Annotated in this window: 20 protein-coding genes and 1 pseudogene; 14 read left to right on the top strand and 7 right to left on the bottom strand. The window is 67.8% G+C overall.

What is annotated here, in order from left to right; all coding sequences use genetic code 11:
* The first annotated feature begins 206 nt into the window (after positions 1 to 206).
* From clpB to FEK34_RS23570, 6 genes are all read left to right on the top strand, one after another.
* Positions 207 to 2,762, top strand: a complete 2,556-nt coding sequence (gene clpB, locus FEK34_RS23595; RefSeq protein ID WP_138451103.1) for an ATP-dependent chaperone ClpB — start codon at positions 207 to 209, stop codon at positions 2,760 to 2,762.
* A gap of 71 nt (positions 2,763 to 2,833) precedes the next feature.
* Positions 2,834 to 3,631 carry a DUF5666 domain-containing protein gene (locus tag FEK34_RS23590; RefSeq protein WP_138451101.1) on the top strand — a complete coding sequence of 266 codons (798 nt, stop codon included), beginning with the start codon at positions 2,834 to 2,836 and terminating at the stop codon, positions 3,629 to 3,631.
* Between the two features lie 85 nt (positions 3,632 to 3,716).
* On the top strand, positions 3,717 to 4,904 hold the full coding sequence (locus FEK34_RS23585) for a hypothetical protein (protein ID WP_249359534.1): 1,188 nt from the start codon (positions 3,717 to 3,719) through the stop codon (positions 4,902 to 4,904).
* A gap of 116 nt (positions 4,905 to 5,020) precedes the next feature.
* Positions 5,021 to 5,569: an orotate phosphoribosyltransferase gene (pyrE, locus tag FEK34_RS23580; RefSeq protein ID WP_036541023.1), complete on the top strand. Its 549-nt coding sequence runs from the start codon at positions 5,021 to 5,023 to the stop codon at positions 5,567 to 5,569.
* Between the two features lie 63 nt (positions 5,570 to 5,632).
* Positions 5,633 to 6,691, top strand: a complete 1,059-nt coding sequence (locus tag FEK34_RS23575; protein WP_138451099.1) for a beta-ketoacyl-ACP synthase 3 — start codon at positions 5,633 to 5,635, stop codon at positions 6,689 to 6,691.
* Positions 6,692 to 6,696: 5 nt separating this feature from the next.
* A complete protein-coding gene (locus tag FEK34_RS23570) occupies positions 6,697 to 7,389 on the top strand; it encodes a lysoplasmalogenase (protein ID WP_138451096.1) in 693 nt (230 codons plus the stop codon).
* Between the two features lie 152 nt (positions 7,390 to 7,541).
* On the opposite strand, the gene FEK34_RS23565 is transcribed toward FEK34_RS23570, so the two are convergent.
* Complete coding sequence (locus tag FEK34_RS23565) at positions 7,542 to 7,988, bottom strand: DUF3592 domain-containing protein (RefSeq protein WP_138451095.1); 447 nt, start codon at positions 7,986 to 7,988, stop codon at positions 7,542 to 7,544.
* 85 nt (positions 7,989 to 8,073) lie between these two features.
* On the opposite strand from FEK34_RS23565, the gene FEK34_RS30490 reads away from it, so the two are divergent.
* From FEK34_RS30490 to FEK34_RS23550, 4 genes and pseudogenes are all read left to right on the top strand, one after another.
* The gene (locus FEK34_RS30490) at positions 8,074 to 8,328 is read left to right on the top strand and encodes a type II toxin-antitoxin system Phd/YefM family antitoxin (protein WP_212748815.1); all 255 of its coding nucleotides are present in this window, start codon (positions 8,074 to 8,076) and stop codon (positions 8,326 to 8,328) included.
* Positions 8,329 to 8,346: 18 nt separating this feature from the next.
* A pseudogene (locus tag FEK34_RS30485) lies at positions 8,347 to 8,499 on the top strand (Txe/YoeB family addiction module toxin); the annotation flags it as partial.
* A 219-nt stretch (positions 8,500 to 8,718) separates the two neighbouring features.
* The gene (locus FEK34_RS23555; protein ID WP_138451093.1) at positions 8,719 to 9,069 is read left to right on the top strand and encodes an excalibur calcium-binding domain-containing protein; all 351 of its coding nucleotides are present in this window, start codon (positions 8,719 to 8,721) and stop codon (positions 9,067 to 9,069) included.
* A 148-nt stretch (positions 9,070 to 9,217) separates the two neighbouring features.
* Positions 9,218 to 9,760: a dihydrofolate reductase family protein gene (locus FEK34_RS23550; RefSeq protein ID WP_138451091.1), complete on the top strand. Its 543-nt coding sequence runs from the start codon at positions 9,218 to 9,220 to the stop codon at positions 9,758 to 9,760.
* A 17-nt stretch (positions 9,761 to 9,777) separates the two neighbouring features.
* Here the strand turns inward: FEK34_RS23550 and FEK34_RS23545 are convergent, their stop codons facing one another.
* The 3 genes from FEK34_RS23545 to FEK34_RS23535 are packed head-to-tail and all read right to left on the bottom strand — an operon-like array spanning position 9,778 to position 11,502.
* Positions 9,778 to 10,257, bottom strand: coding sequence for a hypothetical protein (locus FEK34_RS23545; RefSeq protein WP_138451090.1), 480 nt, complete (start codon positions 10,255 to 10,257; stop codon positions 9,778 to 9,780).
* Positions 10,254 to 10,715, bottom strand: a complete 462-nt coding sequence (locus FEK34_RS23540; protein ID WP_138451088.1) for a hypothetical protein — start codon at positions 10,713 to 10,715, stop codon at positions 10,254 to 10,256. Before FEK34_RS23540 ends, FEK34_RS23545 begins: the two co-directional genes overlap by 4 nt.
* Positions 10,716 to 10,737: 22 nt before the next feature.
* Positions 10,738 to 11,502, bottom strand: a complete 765-nt coding sequence (locus FEK34_RS23535) for a hypothetical protein (RefSeq protein ID WP_138451086.1) — start codon at positions 11,500 to 11,502, stop codon at positions 10,738 to 10,740.
* A gap of 219 nt (positions 11,503 to 11,721) precedes the next feature.
* On the opposite strand from FEK34_RS23535, the gene FEK34_RS23530 reads away from it, so the two are divergent.
* Positions 11,722 to 11,958 (top strand): hypothetical protein, encoded by a 237-nt coding sequence (locus FEK34_RS23530; RefSeq protein WP_138451084.1) that lies wholly within the window; start codon positions 11,722 to 11,724, stop codon positions 11,956 to 11,958.
* Positions 11,959 to 12,194: 236 nt separating this feature from the next.
* Here FEK34_RS23530 and FEK34_RS23525 read toward each other — a convergent pair whose 3' ends face one another.
* The 3 genes from FEK34_RS23525 to FEK34_RS23515 form a co-directional block, all read right to left on the bottom strand.
* Positions 12,195 to 12,446, bottom strand: coding sequence for a type II toxin-antitoxin system VapB family antitoxin (locus FEK34_RS23525; protein WP_138451082.1), 252 nt, complete (start codon positions 12,444 to 12,446; stop codon positions 12,195 to 12,197).
* A gap of 77 nt (positions 12,447 to 12,523) precedes the next feature.
* The gene (locus FEK34_RS23520) at positions 12,524 to 13,195 is read right to left on the bottom strand and encodes a LuxR C-terminal-related transcriptional regulator (RefSeq protein ID WP_138451080.1); all 672 of its coding nucleotides are present in this window, start codon (positions 13,193 to 13,195) and stop codon (positions 12,524 to 12,526) included.
* A complete protein-coding gene (locus tag FEK34_RS23515; RefSeq protein WP_249359532.1) occupies positions 13,192 to 14,562 on the bottom strand; it encodes a sensor histidine kinase in 1,371 nt (456 codons plus the stop codon). Before FEK34_RS23515 ends, FEK34_RS23520 begins: the two co-directional genes overlap by 4 nt.
* Positions 14,563 to 14,668: 106 nt before the next feature.
* Between FEK34_RS23515 and FEK34_RS31310 the strand changes: the two genes are divergently transcribed.
* The 3 genes from FEK34_RS31310 (at position 14,669) to FEK34_RS23500 (ending at position 17,022) form a co-directional block, all read left to right on the top strand.
* Positions 14,669 to 15,076: a DUF4190 domain-containing protein gene (locus FEK34_RS31310; RefSeq protein WP_348538141.1), complete on the top strand. Its 408-nt coding sequence runs from the start codon at positions 14,669 to 14,671 to the stop codon at positions 15,074 to 15,076.
* A gap of 51 nt (positions 15,077 to 15,127) precedes the next feature.
* The gene (locus FEK34_RS23505) at positions 15,128 to 15,811 is read left to right on the top strand and encodes a TrmH family RNA methyltransferase (RefSeq protein ID WP_138451076.1); all 684 of its coding nucleotides are present in this window, start codon (positions 15,128 to 15,130) and stop codon (positions 15,809 to 15,811) included.
* Between the two features lie 122 nt (positions 15,812 to 15,933).
* Positions 15,934 to 17,022, top strand: a complete 1,089-nt coding sequence (locus FEK34_RS23500; RefSeq protein WP_138451388.1) for a glycoside hydrolase family 76 protein — start codon at positions 15,934 to 15,936, stop codon at positions 17,020 to 17,022.
* The last annotated feature ends 30 nt before the right edge of the window (positions 17,023 to 17,052 follow it).

Raw genomic sequence — 17,052 nt, 5'->3', positions numbered from 1 at the left:
TGGATGCGCAACACCGGTTCCGCGGTCACGGTCGCGGCGTAGCGTTCGGGTCGAGTCCGGCTTGCCGAGGTCGCTAGAATCGGCAAAGTTGAGCGGAACAGACTCAACCTTTCCAGCGTTGAACCGAAGGACACCGTGCCGAGGCGATGGCAGCCGCTGTACGCACTCGGCACCGGGGAGATTATCGACCAGTAGGAAGGTGCTTTGTGGACTCGTTCAATCCCACCACCAAGACCCAGGCGGCGCTGACCGCTGCCTTGCAAGCGGCCTCGGCCGCGGGTAACCCGGAGATTCGTCCGGCGCACTTGCTGGTGGCGTTGCTGGATCAGACCGACGGCATCGCCGCCCCCTTGCTGAAGGCCGTCGGTACGGATCCGGCGGTCGTACGACGCGAGGCGCAAGAGATCATCGACCGGTTGCCGAGCGCGACCGGCGCCACCACCACCCCCCAGCTCGGCCGCGAAGCACTGGCCGCGATCACCGCCGCGCAGCGACTCGCCACCGAGATGGGCGATGAGTACGTGTCCACCGAGCACGTCATGGTCGGCCTGGCCGAGGGCGATTCCGACATCACCATGCTGCTCACCAAGTACGGCGCCACCGCCGACGCCCTGCGCGAGGCGTTCACCGCCGTACGCGGCAGCGCCCGGGTCACCAACCCGGACCCGGAGGGCAGCTACCAGGCGCTGGAGAAGTACTCCACCGACCTCACCGAGGCCGCCCGCTCCGGCAAGCTCGACCCGGTGATCGGCCGCGATACCGAGATCCGGCGCGTGGTGCAGGTGCTGTCGCGGCGCACCAAGAACAACCCGGTGCTCATCGGTGAGCCCGGCGTCGGCAAGACCGCCATCGTCGAAGGGCTGGCCCAGCGCATCGTCGCCGGTGACGTCCCCGAATCGTTGCGCGGCAAGTCGGTGATCTCGCTCGACCTGGGCGCCATGGTGGCTGGCGCGAAGTATCGCGGTGAGTTCGAGGAGCGGCTCAAGGCCGTGCTCGAAGACATCAAGAACAGCGCGGGCCAGATCATCACCTTCATCGATGAGCTGCACACCATCGTCGGCGCGGGCGCCACCGGTGAATCGGCGATGGACGCGGGCAACATGATCAAGCCGATGCTGGCCCGCGGCGAGCTGCGCCTCGTCGGCGCCACCACGCTGGAGGAGTACCGCCAGCACATCGAGAAGGACGCCGCGCTCGAGCGTCGCTTCCAGCAGGTGCTGGTCGGTGAGCCGTCGGTGGAGGACACCGTCGGCATCCTGCGCGGTATCAAGGAGCGCTACGAGGTGCACCACGGTGTGCGCATCACCGACTCCGCGCTGGTCGCCGCGGCCACCCTGTCCGACCGCTACATCACCTCCCGGTTCCTGCCGGACAAGGCGATCGACCTGGTCGACGAATCGGCCTCGCGGCTGCGCATGGAGATCGACTCGCGTCCGGTGGAGATCGACGAGGTCGAACGCGCGGTGCGCAGGCTCGAGATCGAAGAGGTCGCCCTCGCCAAGGAAACCGACGAGGCGTCCAAGCAGCGGCTGGAGAAACTGCGCTCGGAACTGGCCGACTCCAGGGAAAAGCTCAACCAGCTCACCACCCGCTGGCAGAACGAGAAGAACGCCATCGACCAGGTCCGGGTGCTCAAGGAGGAGCTGGAATCGCTGCGCGGCGCCTCCGAACGCGCCGAACGCGACGGCGATCTGGGCAAGGCCGCCGAGCTGCGCTACGGCAAGATCCCCGCGCTGGAGAAGCAGCTCGCCGAGGCCGAGAAGGCGTCCGCCTCGGCCGGCGACGGCGAGGTGATGCTCAAGGAAGAGGTCGGGCCCGACGATATCGCCGAAGTGGTGTCGTCGTGGACCGGGATTCCGGTGGGCCGCATGCTCGAGGGCGAGACCCAGAAGCTGCTGCGCATGGAGTCCGAACTCGGGCGGCGCGTGGTCGGACAGGACGAGGCCGTGCGGGCGGTGTCGGACGCGGTGCGCCGGGCCCGCGCCGGTGTCGCCGACCCGAACCGGCCGACCGGCTCGTTCATGTTCGTCGGCCCGACCGGCGTCGGTAAGACCGAGCTGGCCAAGGCGCTGGCCGACTTCCTCTTCGACGACGAACGCGCCATGGTCCGCATCGACATGAGCGAGTACAGCGAGAAGCATTCGGTGGCGAGGCTGGTCGGGGCGCCGCCCGGATACGTCGGCTACGACCAGGGCGGTCAGCTCACCGAGGCGGTGCGGCGCAGGCCCTACACCGTTGTGCTGTTCGACGAGATCGAGAAGGCGCATCCGGATGTGTTCGACATCCTGCTCGCCGTCCTCGACGAGGGCCGGCTGACCGACGGCCAGGGCCGCACGGTCGACTTCCGCAACACCATCCTCATCCTCACCTCCAACCTCGGTGCGGGTGGCGACAAGGACTTCGTGATGAACGCCGTGCGCTCGGCCTTCAAACCGGAGTTCCTCAACCGGCTCGACGACGTCGTGATGTTCCATTCGCTCAACGAGGAACAGCTCGAGTCCATCGTCGACATCCAGCTCGAACAGCTGCAAAAGCGGCTGGCCCAGCGCAGGCTGACGCTGGACGTCAGCGGTTCGGCCCGGTTCTGGCTCGCGGTGCGCGGCTACGACCCGGTCTACGGTGCGCGGCCGCTGCGCAGGCTGATCCAGCAGGCCATCGGCGACACCCTCGCCAAGGAACTGCTCGCCGGCGAGATCACCGACGGTGACACCGTCAAGGTCGGCGTCAGCCCCGACGGGGACGGGCTCGTCGTCGGCAGGTGAATCCCCCGAGACGGGCGTCGCGGTCTTCCGAGAGGAATGCCCGCGGCGCTCGTCCCTCGTACGCTGGGTGCATGACCAACCCGAACGATCCGTGGGGGCAGCGGCCGGACGATTCGCCGACCGAACACCTGGGTCCGCCGGGTGGTTCCGGCACCGAGCCGCTGCACACCACCGAATACACCGAGGCCTACGGGCCGACGGCGTATCCGGGCGGCGACCAGTACGAGCCGTGGAAGCCACCGTCCAACCCGACCCGTGAACTGCCCACCTACGACAGCCAGTGGGGTGGGTACGAAGGTCAGCAATGGCAGCCGCCGGCCCAGCCGACCCCTGATCCGGCGGCGATGGGCGATCTCGGCGCGATGCCGCCCTCGGGTGAACCGCCGCGTCCGCCCAAGCGCAACACCGGATTGTGGATCGGCCTCGGGCTGGCCGTGGTGCTGTTGATCGCGGTGGCCGGTGCGGTCGCCGGGCTACTGTTCGGTGGCGGCGATTCCAGCCCGTCGGCCAGTGACACCGCGACGTCCTCGCTGCCGACCGCGGGCCGCACCCCGAACCCGACGCCGGGGCCGAGCACGCCGCCGCTGGTCATTCCCAGCCTGCCCGGGATCGAAGGCATCGACGGCATCGGCGCCACCATGGGCACCATCACCGCCAACAACGCGGGCACGCTCACCGTCAGCTCGATCGGCGGCTCGACCGTCACGGTGACCACCGACGCGAACACCCAGGTGATCTCGCTGTCGGGCGGGTCGCCCGCGGATCTGCCCACCGGCGAACTCGTGGTCGTCCAGGGTGACAAGGCGCCCGACGGCTCGATCCACGCGAAAATCATCATCAGCACCGCGCTTCCCGGCGGCGGGCGATGAGAAGTTCCGTGATCGGTCACAAACGCTGCGGCGCGCGCGGGTGGTGCCGGGCAAACCCCCGGTCGGCTCGATAGGCTAGACGGCGATGACGGCTATGTGGTTCGGGTTGGCGGCGATCGCACTCGTGGGTGCGGTCGTACTGCTGTATTTCGATCGGCTCCAGCGGCAGCGGACCGGTCACGCGCGCCAGGTCTGGGCCAAGGCCCAGGGCTATACGTATGTGTCGGTGGAACCGGCGCTGCCCTCGACGTGGCGGCGCGGTGCGCTGGCCAAGCTGGGCTATCTGTCCGCGGTCGACGTGGTCTCCGGTATCCGCAAGGGCGAGAAGTTCGTGCTGTTCGACCTCGAGGATTCCGCGACGCTGGTGGCCGTGCGCAGGCAGATCGGCTCCGATATCGACGTCGATATGCGCCTGAAGACGGCGTCCCCGCCCAAGGACCACGATCTGGAACTGCTCGGCGCTATCGGCGACCGGGTGGTCTTCGCGACCAACCCGGAAATCGCCAGGCACGCCGTCGACCAGCGCATGGTCGCCTTCATCGAGACGCTGCCGGAGACGGTGCAGATGCTGTGGAGCGAGGGCAACTGGACCCTCGGCATGCTCTCGGTCGGCACCTCGGCCAAGGAATGGGAAACCGCCATCGACGCGGTGCTGCGGCTGTCCGGTCTGCTGCATGTGCTGCCGCCGGTCGCCGAGCCGCGCGGACTCGACCCCGAAGGCGGTCGCCCGCACGGCCGTTCCCGCGCCAGGGCCGCCGATATCGATGAGCCCGACGAGCGTCCGGCGCGCGTCGCCCCGCCCCGGTTCCGCGACCCCGAACCGGAACCCGACGACGCCGACTACGACGAGTTCGACACCGGTTACGACGATTCCGGCTATGACGACGCCGACTACGACGACTCCGATTACGACGAACCCGAGCCCGCCGAGTCCGAGCACGATGAACCCGGCGTGATCGGAGCCCGGCCCGCGTCCAGGGCCGACGAGGCCCGTCCGGCCCCGGCCGACGCCGGCCGCGATCGCGATGCCGCGAGCCGTCCCGACGGGCCCGCCCCCGAGCCGCCGTCCTCGCGCCGCCCCAGCCTGGCCGTCGTCCCCGACGCCCGCCCGGCCGCGCGGGAGGAGCGGGTCGCCGAACGCATCGAATCCGTCGACCGCAGCAGCCGTCCCGGCGACTTCCGCGCCCCGGCCTCCGACGACGACGCACCGCAGCTACCCGGCGGACCGTTCCACCCCGGATTCCGCCCGTATCAGGGTCCGGTGCCGAAGTAACCCGCTCTGCTCGCCGCCCGCGGCGCACGCCGTACCCTTGACGCGCAGGTGCTGGCGGGCGGACTTCGCCGAAACCGCTGTGACGCGACTCGTTGAACACACGCGGAAGGACTCAGATGATCGATCAGGCAACAACCGACCGGGACAGTTTGGCGGCGCTGGTGCGCGAACTCGCCGTCGTGCACGGCAAGGTGACGCTGTCCTCGGGTAAAGAGGCCGACTACTACGTCGACCTGCGTCGCGCGACGCTGCACCACCAGGCCGGGCCGCTGATCGGCAAACTGCTGCGCGAGCTGGTTGCCGACTGGGATTTCGATGCCGTCGGCGGGCTCACCATGGGCGCTGACCCGGTGGCGCTGGCCGTGATGCACGCGCCCGGACGTCCGATCGACGCGTTCGTGGTGCGCAAGGCCGCCAAGACCCATGGCATGCAGCGCCAGATCGAAGGCCCCGACATCGTCGGCAAGCGGGTGCTGGTCGTCGAGGACACCACCACCACCGGCAACTCGCCCCTCACCGCCGTGCGCGCGCTGCGTGAGGCCGGCGCGACCGTCGTCGGGGTGGCGACCGTGGTGGACCGGGAGACCGGCGCCGATCAGGTCATTGCCGCCGAGGGGCTGGAGTACCGCTCGATTCTCGGACTGAAGGATCTGGCTCTGGGCTGAGTAGTTGCCCTCCGCTAGCCTGGTGCTGATTTATTCGGTAGTCGAAGGGTCGTGTGAGTCGCCGTGGTGAGCATTGCAGTCAAGAAGGGCCGCGACAATGTCGCGATGCTCGGTATCGGTGCTTACCGGCCGCAGCGCGTGGTCAGCAATGACGAGGTGTGCGAGGTCCTCGACTCCACCGACCAGTGGATCTACGAGCGCACCGGCATCCGTAACCGGCGCTGGATCAGCGGCGACGAAACGCTGCGTTCGATCGCCGCGGCCGCCGGTGACCGCGCGCTGAACAACACCGGCATCGACCGGTCCAAGATCGGTGCGTTGATCCTGTGCACCTCCAGCTGGCTCAAGCTCACCCCGCACGGCGCCCCGACGATCGCCGCCGACCTCGGCATCAACGGCATCCCCGCCTTCGACCTGACCTCCGGCTGCGGTGGATTCGGCTACGGCCTCGGCGTCGCCGCCGACCTGATCCGCGCCGGTTCGGCCGAATACGTGCTGGTCATCGGTGCCGAGACGATGACCGTCGGCCTCGATCCCACCGATCGCGGCACCGCGATGATCTTCGGTGACGGTGCGGGCGCCGTCGTCGTCGGCCCGAGCGAGGAGAACGGCATCTCCCCGACCGTCTGGGGCAGCGACGGCGAGAACGCCGAAGCCATCGCCCAGGACGTCGACTTCCTCGAGTTCATGAACAAGGCCCAGGCCATGCAGGGGACCGACCCGGCGGTCGAGCCGATCGGGCGGATGTCGCTGCGCATGGAAGGCCCGAAGGTCTTCCGCTGGGCCGCGGTGACCTTGCCGCGCGCGCTGGCCGACGCCCTCGACAAGTCCGGGGTGTCCAAGGAAGACATCGAGGTGTTCGTGCCGCACCAGGCCAACGCCCGCATCAACGAGCTGATGAAGAAGAACCTCGGCCTGGCCGAGGACATCCCGATGGCCAACGACATCGAGAACACCGGCAACACCTCGGCCGCCTCGATCCCGCTGGCCATGGAGGAAATGCTGGTCACCGGCAAGGCCAAGGGCGGCCAGCTGGCGCTGCTGCTCGGCTTCGGCGCCGGACTCAGCTACGCGGGACAGGTCGTCACCCTGCCGCCGAAGCCCGCCGAGCCGAGCTTCTAAACGGTATGCGCCCGTTCCGCGCCGGGTACCTGGCCGCCACCGCCGTCACCGTGTTCGGCGCGCTCACCGGCCGTGACAAGCTGCAATGGGCGGCCAAGCCACTGATGATGCCGCTGCTTGCGGCCGACGTCGCCGGCAACTCCGCCGAGCTCGACCCCACCGATCGGACCGTGCTGCTGAGTTCGCTCGGCGCGGCCACCGTCGGCGATGTGCTGCTCATCGACCCCGACGACGACCGCAGGCTGATCGCCGGTGCGTCGTCGTTCGCGGTCATGCAGGCCGGGTACGCGACGCTGTGGTGGCGTCGGGGTGCGCGGCCGCAGCCCGCGATCGCCGTGCCGCGGGTGCTGGCCTGGATCGGGGCAGGCGCGTTGCTACGCGCCAAGGCGCCCGCGATCGCGGCCCCGCTGACCGCCTACGGTGCGACGCTGGGTTCGGCGGCGGTACTGGCCTCCGATCCCGCACTGGCTCCGGGCGCGGAAAATGTTGCGGGACTGAATATTCCGAATGCCGATCCGCGCAGCCGGCTCGGGCTCGGCGCGCTGCTGTTCACGGTGTCCGACGGTTTGATCGTGCTGCGCCGGTTGTTCGCGCGCGGTGAGCGGTCGCGGCGGGTGACCGAAGGGGTCATCTTGGCGACGTACGGTGCAGCGCAGTACTTGCTCGCCGATCCGAAGGCGCACGCGGATCGGGGCTGAACCGGGTGCCTGCGCGGCAGCTGCTCCGCTGTCCTGCCCGAATGGTTCGCTGCGGCGACCGACTCCGGTCCGTGCCGCGGTGCATTGCTCGCGAATGTATCTGCGTGTGGATGCGGTCTACCAGCCCGGCTCGTGCACAGGGCAGCCCGGATTCACAGGCAGAACATCACCCGATCCCGGTTCTCCGGATCCACCCGGATCGAGATGACCTCACCGACCCCCAACCGCTCCTTATCGGCTGGCGTCACGTCGTAAACAACGGTGCCCCGGTAACTTTCGGCCCCCGGCACGGTGAACTCCAGATCCAGCTCGGTCAACTCACTGTGATGATCCGTCCACGCCAGCGGCCGCACATGCTCCACCCGCGCCCACCCCTCGATCCCATGCCGCGCCAGCCGCCGATCCGCCTTCGACGGCCGCTCCACCCACATCAGCCCGATCCCGATACACGACCCGAAGATCCCCACCAACGCCATGATCTGAAACGGCACCGTCCCGTCCGGCGTATGCTGCACCACCCACCCCAGCCACACCGCAAGCAAAATCAAGTACCCGGCCGTCACCCCGAGCACCACCCGCAACACGCGAACGTGGTCCATCGCCATCACCCCGTGATTCCAGGATAAGCCCGTTACCGCCCGTCGAAAGATTCCAAGTTGTACCGCGCGCCGGTACAACTTCTGTATGCGGTTTCAGACGTACAGCGAGACTCGTGCACACCTGGCGGAAACGCTGGACAGCATCATCGACGATCAGGAGGAAGTCGTGATCACCCGCTCAGGGAAAGAGTCCGTCGTGATGCTTCCGCTAGCGGAATACGAGTCGATCAAAGAAACCGCGTACCTACTTCGCTCGCCCGCGAACGCGCGTCGGCTGGGTGAGGCCATCGCGCGGGTAGAGGCAGGCGAGTTCGAGCGGCAGAAGCTGATCGAAGAATGATCATCGCCTGGGACCATCCGAAACGGCAACGAGGGCATCGGCAAGCCCGAGCCCCTCAGGCATGAACTATCGGGCTATTGGTCACGACGCATCAACGATGAGCACCGCCTCGTCTACCGTCTGGACACCGACAGGGTGACCATCGTGGCCTGCCGCTACCACTACCGCTGAACGGCCATCTCCCGACGCGACAACTCTCCTCAGCTCCTGATGAGCGGAATTTATAGGTCTATTTTCCGCAATTTGCCAACGGTTGCCTACGGTCGAGGGCTACCGTTGGCTCACGGTCGTCTCCTGTCGGGGGGGGAGCATCCGTCCGGGTCGCCCCGGAACCCAAGAAATGGCCTGTGGCAAGGGGTTTCCGCCCCTGCCCGCTACCAGGAAGTCCTGATGAAGCTCTCGACCAATCGTCCCGTACATGCTCTTGGTGTGGCTGCGGCAGGAATGCTGGCCGCCTCGGCGCTGCTGTTCGCCGCGCCGGCGGCCTCCGCTGATCCGCTCACCGATCTGCTCTGCAACTCCGGCTCGGCCCAGTTCTGCCCGCCCCCAGCACCCGCACCGGGTGCACCTGCACCGGGAGCCCCGGCGCCAGAAGCGCCTGCGCCCGGAGCTCCCGCACCGGGGGTCTACTACAAGAACTGCGATGCGGCCCGCAACGCCGGCGTGGCACCCCTGCACCGCGACGATCCCGGCTACGCGCCGCACCTCGATCGCGACAATGACGGAATCGCCTGCGAGTAGGTGTAGTTCGCCGAGATCACTGCTCCGCTGCGGCTGCAACAGGCCGAGGGCTGCCGACCTGCCGCGTCGGCCGCGGCGGAGCGGATCCGACAATCTGGTCGGTTAACCTGACGGGAACTGTCAGGTTTCGGTGCCAGGATCGAGCACCATGACGACCCGCTACTACACCGCCGCCAGCCTCGACGGTTACATCGCCGACCAGAACAACTCCTTGGACTGGCTGATGGCCGTAGCCGACGCCGACACCGCGACCAGTGATGTGGACGAGTTCCTGCTCGGCGTTGGAGCGATGTGCATGGGCGCGACGACCTACGAATGGATGGCGGCCAACAACCCGCCCGAGTATTGGCCGGACAATTACGGCGACCGCCCGTGCTGGGTATTCACCCACCGCGACCTGCCCCCGATCCCCGGAGCGAACCTCCGATTCGTCGCAGGCGACGTGCGCCCGGTGCACGCCCAGATGACCGAAGCCGCTGGCGACCGCGATATCTGGATAGTCGGCGGCGGCGAACTGGCCGGGCAATTCGCCGACGCCGGCCTACTCGACGAGGTGATCGTCGGCATCACCCCGGTCACCCTCGGCGCCGGCGCCCCACTACTGCCGCGCCGAATCCTCTCGGACCGCATGCGGCTGGTCGAGGTCGAGCAGATGGGGCAATTCGCCAAGCTTGCTTACCGGTTGAGCTGACCGGGGACCGGCCGGGCTCAGTCGCGCGTCGCGCCGTCCGGCCAGATGACCGTCACCGGTATCCCGCGTTCGCGTGCGGCGGCGACCACGTCCGCGGTGCCGCCGTACCCGCGAGCCGGCTTCCCGTCCCACACCGCGAGCAGTTCGTCGGCTTCGTCGAGCATCCTTTCGCTGCCTGCCTGGTGCGCTTCAGGATCCGAGCTGTCGCGGTCGAGTTCGATGACCTTGGTGGCGGCGGAGCGCAGTTCGTCGTACACGGCGTGATGCTCGGTCGGGAGGCTGTCTCGGTATTCGTGGGCGGGAACGACGACGACAAGCTCACCGCCGCGCTCGAGTACCGCCTGCGCGAACAAGCTATCCGGCCCGTCGGCTAGGCAGCTGATCCCGGTGAGCCTGCCGTCGTCCCGCTTCCCCACTTCAGCCTGGAGCGCGGCGTCGACCAGGGCCGTGACGTCCGGAGGCAAACCCCGATGCCCGGTAATGGCGATCTTGGTCAATTCTCACCTCGTCTGTACAGAGTCGCCAGCACATCGTCCAAGGGCTGAGCCTCGGTGGTCGAGGTCGGCAGGGTCGATCGGAAGGTTCGCGCCGCGCGTGTGATCCGCTCGCTGCGATATTCGAGGCCGACTCTCAGCGCATCAGCCGCCAGTGCACACCCTGCGGCAACATCACCGCTGCGGGCCAGCACGTGGGCATGTTCCACCTGGGCCAAAGCGCGTGGCTTCGCTGTGCACAACGCGGGTGCGGCGGCGCGGAACGCGCTGCGGGCGGCGTGGTGGTCGCCGAGCCGACCGAGTGCGCTGGCTCGATATCGCGCTGCCTTCGGTCCGTCGAAACCGAACACCCATGGCCATCGCGGTTCGCCGCGTTGGCGGTCGGCCAGCATTTCGGCCCGTCGCAGGGCATCGAGCGCGCCCGCCCGATCACCGTTTGCGGCGTAGGCGATGGCCAGCAATGAAGACATCCAGGCGCTCGCGCTATCCGGGGCGTCGGGCGGCCAGCTGAGCAGATGCGGTGCCTATCAAGGTCAAGCCGGCGCGGCTGTCGCCGGTCTCCACCGCATAGTGGCCGAGACTCGCGGTCATATAGGCGACCAGCAGGGGGTGCTGGGTGCGTTCGGCGTATCCGATCGCGTCCGAATATCGCCGCCGCGCCGCCGCGTCGTCACCACGATCGGCGGCAAGCCAGGCCGCAAGCCCGGCAGCTTCGGACAGCACGCGAAATCCACTCGAGGTCCGCAACCGATCGCGCACAACCCCGATAACAAGGTTCAGGTGGGCGTCGACTGCCGGTGCCACCCGATCCGACGGCATCGATGACTCCATCCTGCGGTAGTGCGCTGTCGGCCCGGCCAGGTTCTCGACCAGGTCGGTCTCGGATGGGACGGTGTTCGTCAAGACCGCGCCCGCCCCGGCGGCGAGTGCGCTCTGTAAGAACTGCTTTCTATTCACGTCGTCGTCATTCGTCGAACGTCCGGGCCGCGCGAACCCGAGTTCGGCATCGGTCGCCACGTTCAACACCGCACGTAGCGCGGATCGGTAATGCTTTCTCGGCCACGTTGTCTCGCCTCGTTCCCACTTGCCGACGTGCCGCTCGTCGACGGCGCCGGGTTTGCCGGTCGCCCGGAATACGTGGTCGTTGACAGCCTCCGCCAGCTCTTGGCGGGTCATCGAATGGCCAGGTGCGCCAGGCGACTCCATCCGCAACCGAGCCGCGACAAGCAGATCGTTCCGTTCGGTCACGGGGTGGCCTCTCTGCTGGACCTACCCAAAGGATAGACGCTCGGCAGTAGCCGTGAATCGCAATGCCCACTGCTTTCCCAGCAGCTTCCACCTGGTCTGCCGTCGATCCACGGACCAGCTCGGACGAACCTGAATCCAGCCCCGTCGCCGGGTCGAACCGATGCCCCTCGGCTCCCCGGCGATGGGTGCTCGCCACACCGAACCGAGAGAAGGGGCGGCATGAATCTTCCTGCACGAATGGATCGTTCGGCCGACGCGGATGAATCCGCGACGACGGACGAAAGCTATCGCTACCTCCAGCGCAGCGATGGGTCGTGGTCCCTGGTCGGCGCGGACGGATGGGAGGTCGAGTTCGCTGATCTGGATGCCGACACGCTGGCTGCGATCGCGGCAGCCGTTGCTCTCCTGCCGTTCGACCTCGACCCGACCTCAACAGGATCTCTGGATCCACAGTGATCGCGGTGCCGGGCTGCCCAGCGTGCCCACGGGGGCGAAATTCCAGCAAGGACTACGAAAGGAGCGAAACTCGATGGACGCGAAGGTGTGGCCGATCGGCTATCCGCACGATGCGCCCGACGGGCCGATGCCAGTGCTCGAAGCGCACCTGACGATGCAGCGGCACCGATCGTGCCGAGTCGGAGAATGCCCGCGCAAATCGGCCGCATGGAAGTCGCTTGTGGAAGCCGGTCGGATTACACCGGATTCGGGCCGGGCTTATTGAACGCCGTCGCGCGAGCGAACGAGTCCTTCTCAGCACGGTGCGCCGCCTCGGCTCCTTCGATATCCCAACCGCGGGCCAGCTCGAAATAGCGTGCAGTCTGTGTCCGCCGCTCATTGTATTCCTCCAGGGCGGCGGCCACTACGGCCGCGTCAGTTTGATGTCCGCCTAGACGTTTCGCTTGTTTCAGGGCGTCGTCGTCGATCTCGATGTGAAACAACGTCATCGTGCGCCTCCGCTACACAGATGTTTGCGTACACCGATTGTGAATTATCGAGCACGGACGGCCTATTGGGCTACGCCTTACCCCCGCAACCGCAGCACCGCCATCACCCTCCGATGATGGGTCTCCGAGGGCGGCAGATCGAGCTTGGTGAAGATGTTGCCGATGTGCTTTTCCACCGCCCGTTCGGTGACGGTCAGCGAGCGCGCGATGGCGGCGTTGGTGAGGCCCTGGGCCATCAGCTCGAGCACTTCGCGTTCGCGCGGGGTGAGCCGGTCGAGGGCTTGTTGCTGGCGGGAGGCGCCCATCAATTGGCTCACCACCTCAGGGTCGAGGGCGGTGCCGCCGGTGGCGACGCGGTCGAGGGCTTCCATGAACTCGCGGACGTCGGCGACCCGGTCTTTGAGCAGGTAGCCGACGCCGTTGGCGCCGCCGGCGAGTAGTTCGGTGGCGTAGCGGGTTTCGACCCACTGGGAGAACACGAGTACGCCGGTGAGCGGGAATTTGCGGCGCAGTTCGATGGCGGCGAGCAGGCCCTCGTCGGTGTAGGTCGGCGGCATCCGGACATCGACCACGGCGACGTCGGGTGCGTGTTCGGCCACCACCTCGGACAGATTCGTCGCATCGCCGACCATCGCCACCACCTGATGCCCGCGTTCGGCCAGCAATCCGGCCAGCCCGTCGCGGAGGATGGCGCTGTCCTCCGCGATCACCACCCGCAACGAGTCCGGTTGAGCCGCAGCGGTACTCATCGCGGACCCGCTGTCGGCAGGGTGATGGTGACAACGGTCGGCCCGCCGACGGGACTGTCGACGGTGAGGCTGCCGTCGACGCTCGCGGCCCGCGCCGCCAGCCCGGCCAGCCCGCTACCGGCCACCGGCTCACCCGGCATCGGTTGCAGCACACCACCACTGCCGTTGTCGCGAACCGACACCACCAGCGAATCGTCACCGGAGGCCAGCACCGACACCCAGGCATGGCTCGCACCAGCGTGTTTCACGACATTCGTCAGCAGTTCCGCGACGGAGAAGTAGGCGATGGCCTCGATCGCCGGATGCGGCCGCACCGGCAGATGCACCCGCAGCTCCACCGGCACCGAGCAGCGCGCGGCCAGCGTCTCCAGCGCCGGTTCGAGACCCAATTCCAAGGCGGGCGGATGGATTCCGCGTACCAGCTCGCGCAGCTCCGTCAGCGCCTCCTTGGTGCTCGCGTGTGCGTCGGCGATCAGGTCGCGGGCATCGCCGCCGTGGCTGAGCCGCTCCTCGGCTCGGCCCAGCGCCATCGCGATGGTGACCAGCCGCGCCTGCGTGCCGTCGTGCAGATCGCGTTCCAGTCGGCGCAGGGTGGCGGCGGAATCCTCGACGACGACGCGCCTGCTCTCCTGGAGATCGGCCATGCGCCGGTCCCGCGCGGTCGGCGCGAGCAGCCAGATCGCCAGCTGCCGATGCACCAGGCACACCACCCGGAACAGCCACGGCAGCAGGAAGCAGCCGATCACACCGAGCGCCGCGAACCCGAGCACCCGCGGCCAGGTGTCGATGTAGAAGTCGCCGAAGTTGGCCAGCGAATGCCGCTCCACACCGTTGGAGTCGATATTGGTCGGGGTGAACAGGTACCACGGCAGCGGCGAGATCGCGGTGAAGCCGATCATCGCGGTCGCGATCAGCACGAAGTATCCGCCGACCATGCCGACGATCGACTGCACGACAACGAACGCGAGTGCCCGCCAGCTCGGCATATCGGTGAACGCCGAGGTGAGACAACCGATCAGGCCCGGCTTCGGACGGAACGGCGGCGGTGGATCCAGCGGAGTGCCGAGCAGATCACGCACCAGCGCGCGATAGATATGGCCCCAGAGCCGTCCGCCGAGAATCACCAGCGCCAGCACCGGGATGCCGATGATCGTCATCGCGACCAATACACCCCCGCCGCCGGCCAGATATACGTAGGCAGTCCCGAGCCCGCCCAACAGACAAGCCGCGATCAGAAAGGCGAGTTCTTTCCAGGTCCTGGCGGTGAACGGCGCACGGAGCACGGCGCGCAGCACGCGCGTCCCGGCCGGCTCGGCAGTGGCGGCCGGCTTGTCCAGTACCAATGTCTGGGTGACGGAATCGGTCATGAGCTCCATGTTCGTCGGGGCGGACGGCCCGATCGAGGGCGCTGACCACCGGGTCGATGGTGTAGCTCGCCCCACCATGGTGCCTGTCCACGGTTAACATCACCGCATGACATACCCACCGCAGCAGCCGCCCGGCTCCGATCCCTACGGTGCGAACCCCTACGGCTCGGACCCCTACGCTGCGCAGCCCTACCCCGCGCAACCCTATGGTGCGCCCGGTTATCCACAGCCCTACGGCTACGGGCCGCAGCAGGATCATCCGCAGGCCACCACCATTCTCGTGCTCGGCATCCTCAGCCTGGTGATGTGCGGCATCCTCGGCCCGTTCGCGTGGTCGATGGGCAAGAAGGCGCTGGCCGAGATCGACGCGTCCGGGGGCATGATCGGGGGCCGGGGGAACGTCAAGGCGGGCTACATCTGCGGGATGATCTCCTCGATCCTGCTGATCATCTCGATCGTCTTCTTCATCCTGTACATCATCATCGTCGTCATCGCGATCGGCGCCTCCGCCTAGTTCGCCCTGCCGGGCTCGGGGGCTCCCACCACGGGAATTAGCATCGACGGCGTGACCGACCTCGCGCCGGATGTGCCGGAACAGCTACCCGGCCCCACCGAATGGGGCGAGCATCCGCATGGCGTCGGCCCGTGGGCAGACGAGTTCGGCGGGCAGCCACCGGACGATCCGCGACTGGATCCGGTGCTGCTCGCCGAAGGCGATCGCCGCAATGTGGTCGACGCCTACCGGTATTGGACGCGCGAGGCGATCGTCGCCGACATCGACGCGCGCAGGCACCCATTCCATGTCGCGATCGAGAACTTCGGGCACGACGCGAATATCGGCACCGTCGTCCGCACCGCCAACGCGTTCGCCGCGGCGGCGGTGCACATCGTCGGCAGGCGGCGCTGGAATCGGCGCGGCGCCATGGTCACCGACCGCTATCAGCACATCGAGCATCACACCGATATCGCGGCGCTGCTGGAGTTCGCTCGTCGCGAGGATCTCACCGTCGTCGCGGTCGACAATGTGCCCGGATCGGTTCCGCTGGAAACGGTTCAGTTGCCGCGTCGCTGCCTGTTGCTGTTCGGGCAGGAGGGGCCCGGCGTCACCGAACACGCCCGCGACGCCGCGACGCTGACGGTCTCGATTGCGCAGTTCGGATCCACCCGCAGCATCAACGCCGGCGTGGCCGCGGGCATCGCGATGCACGCGTGGATCCGTCAACATGCCGATCTGACCACAGCCTGGTAACAATTGGGCGGCGAAACCCGGTGCCGACCTGGCACCATTGAGCTATGACCACGCGGAGGGACGCACGGCGTCAGGGGGATTTCAGCGAGCCGACGCCCGCGTTGTGGTCCGAACGTGCCGATATGGCCGAATCGGCGATCATCTCCCGGCATCTGCGCCCGCTGTGGGGGATACCTGGCACCACGCTCGGCGTGGTCGGCTGGCCCGCCACCAAGCGTGAGCGCCTGTTCCTGTCCTGGCATTACTGGTGGCAAGCCCATCTGATCGACTGTGCCGTCGACGCCGCCACCCGCGTGCCGACTCCCGCTCGCCGCAAACGGATCAGCGCCTTCGCCCGCTCGCATCGCCTGCGCAACATCACCGGGTGGACCAACCGCTACTACGACGATATGGCGTGGCTGGCCATCGCTTTGGAGCGCGCGCAGCGGACCCAGGACACCGAGGAGGCGCCGGGCGCGCTGCTCGCATTGGAGAAGCAGCTCTACGAATCCTGGGATCCCGACACCGGCGGCGGCATCCCGTGGCGGGTGGGCGCCGACTACTTCAACGCACCCGCCAACGGCCCCGCGGCCATCGCGTTGCTGCGGCTCGGCCGTCACGAACGCGCCGCCGAGATGGCCGACTGGCTCGACGCCACCCTGCGCGACCCCGAAACCGGCCTCATCCTCGACGGCATCCACCTGCCCTCCGGTGAGATCGAGCGCCCGGTCTTCACCTACTGCCAGGGTGTGGTGCTCGGCCTGGAGACCGAACTCGCGGTGCACACCGGCGAGGCGAAACACCTCGAGCGAGTCCATCGCCTGCTGGCCGCTGTCGAGGACCGGATGACCACGCGCGGCGTGGTCCAGGGTGGCGGCGGCGGCGACGGCGGCCTCTTCAACGGCATCCTGATCCGCTACCTGGCATTGGTCGCGTTGATGCTGCCCGGCGACGACGCCGAACAGGAAGCCGACCGCCGCTGCGCCGCGTCGATCGTGCTGTCCTCGGCGAAGGCCGCGTGGGCGAACCGCCTCGAAGTCGAAGGCGAACCGCTGTTCGGCCACGACTGGAGCAAGCGGGCCCAGCTCCCCGGCGGCAGCTCCGGCGCCGGATACTTCACCTCCGGCGGCTCGGTGACATCATCCAAGGTGCCCGAACGCGATCTGTCGGTGCAATTGTCGGGGTGGATGCTGATGGAGGCCGCGCACATGGTGAGCGCGGCTGGGCTATGAAACCCATTCGAAGTCACGAGTTGCTGTCGG

Source organism: Nocardia cyriacigeorgica (genome assembly GCF_005863245.1).
Classification (GTDB): domain Bacteria; phylum Actinomycetota; class Actinomycetes; order Mycobacteriales; family Mycobacteriaceae; genus Nocardia; species Nocardia cyriacigeorgica_C.
This window is presented reverse-complemented; position numbering and strand designations above follow the sequence as displayed.

Bases quoted from the DNA above. Each gene is read 5' to 3' on its own strand.
- FEK34_RS23590 (WP_138451101.1), top strand. From the start codon at position 2,834: ATGACCAACCCGAACGATCCGTGGGGGCAGCGGCCGGACGATTCGCCG.
- FEK34_RS23585 (WP_249359534.1), top strand. From the start codon at position 3,717: ATGACGGCTATGTGGTTCGGGTTGGCGGCGATCGCACTCGTGGGTGCG.
- pyrE (WP_036541023.1), top strand. From the start codon at position 5,021: ATGATCGATCAGGCAACAACCGACCGGGACAGTTTGGCGGCGCTGGTG.
- FEK34_RS23570 (WP_138451096.1), top strand. From the start codon at position 6,697: ATGCGCCCGTTCCGCGCCGGGTACCTGGCCGCCACCGCCGTCACCGTG.
- FEK34_RS23565 (WP_138451095.1), bottom strand. From the start codon at position 7,988: ATGGACCACGTTCGCGTGTTGCGGGTGGTGCTCGGGGTGACGGCCGGG.
- FEK34_RS30490 (WP_212748815.1), top strand. From the start codon at position 8,074: ATGCGGTTTCAGACGTACAGCGAGACTCGTGCACACCTGGCGGAAACG.
- FEK34_RS23555 (WP_138451093.1), top strand. From the start codon at position 8,719: ATGAAGCTCTCGACCAATCGTCCCGTACATGCTCTTGGTGTGGCTGCG.
- FEK34_RS23550 (WP_138451091.1), top strand. From the start codon at position 9,218: ATGACGACCCGCTACTACACCGCCGCCAGCCTCGACGGTTACATCGCC.
- FEK34_RS23530 (WP_138451084.1), top strand. From the start codon at position 11,722: ATGAATCTTCCTGCACGAATGGATCGTTCGGCCGACGCGGATGAATCC.
- FEK34_RS23525 (WP_138451082.1), bottom strand. From the start codon at position 12,446: ATGACGTTGTTTCACATCGAGATCGACGACGACGCCCTGAAACAAGCG.
- FEK34_RS23520 (WP_138451080.1), bottom strand. From the start codon at position 13,195: ATGAGTACCGCTGCGGCTCAACCGGACTCGTTGCGGGTGGTGATCGCG.
- FEK34_RS23515 (WP_249359532.1), bottom strand. From the start codon at position 14,562: ATGACCGATTCCGTCACCCAGACATTGGTACTGGACAAGCCGGCCGCC.
- FEK34_RS31310 (WP_348538141.1), top strand. From the start codon at position 14,669: ATGACATACCCACCGCAGCAGCCGCCCGGCTCCGATCCCTACGGTGCG.
- FEK34_RS23500 (WP_138451388.1), top strand. From the start codon at position 15,934: ATGGCCGAATCGGCGATCATCTCCCGGCATCTGCGCCCGCTGTGGGGG.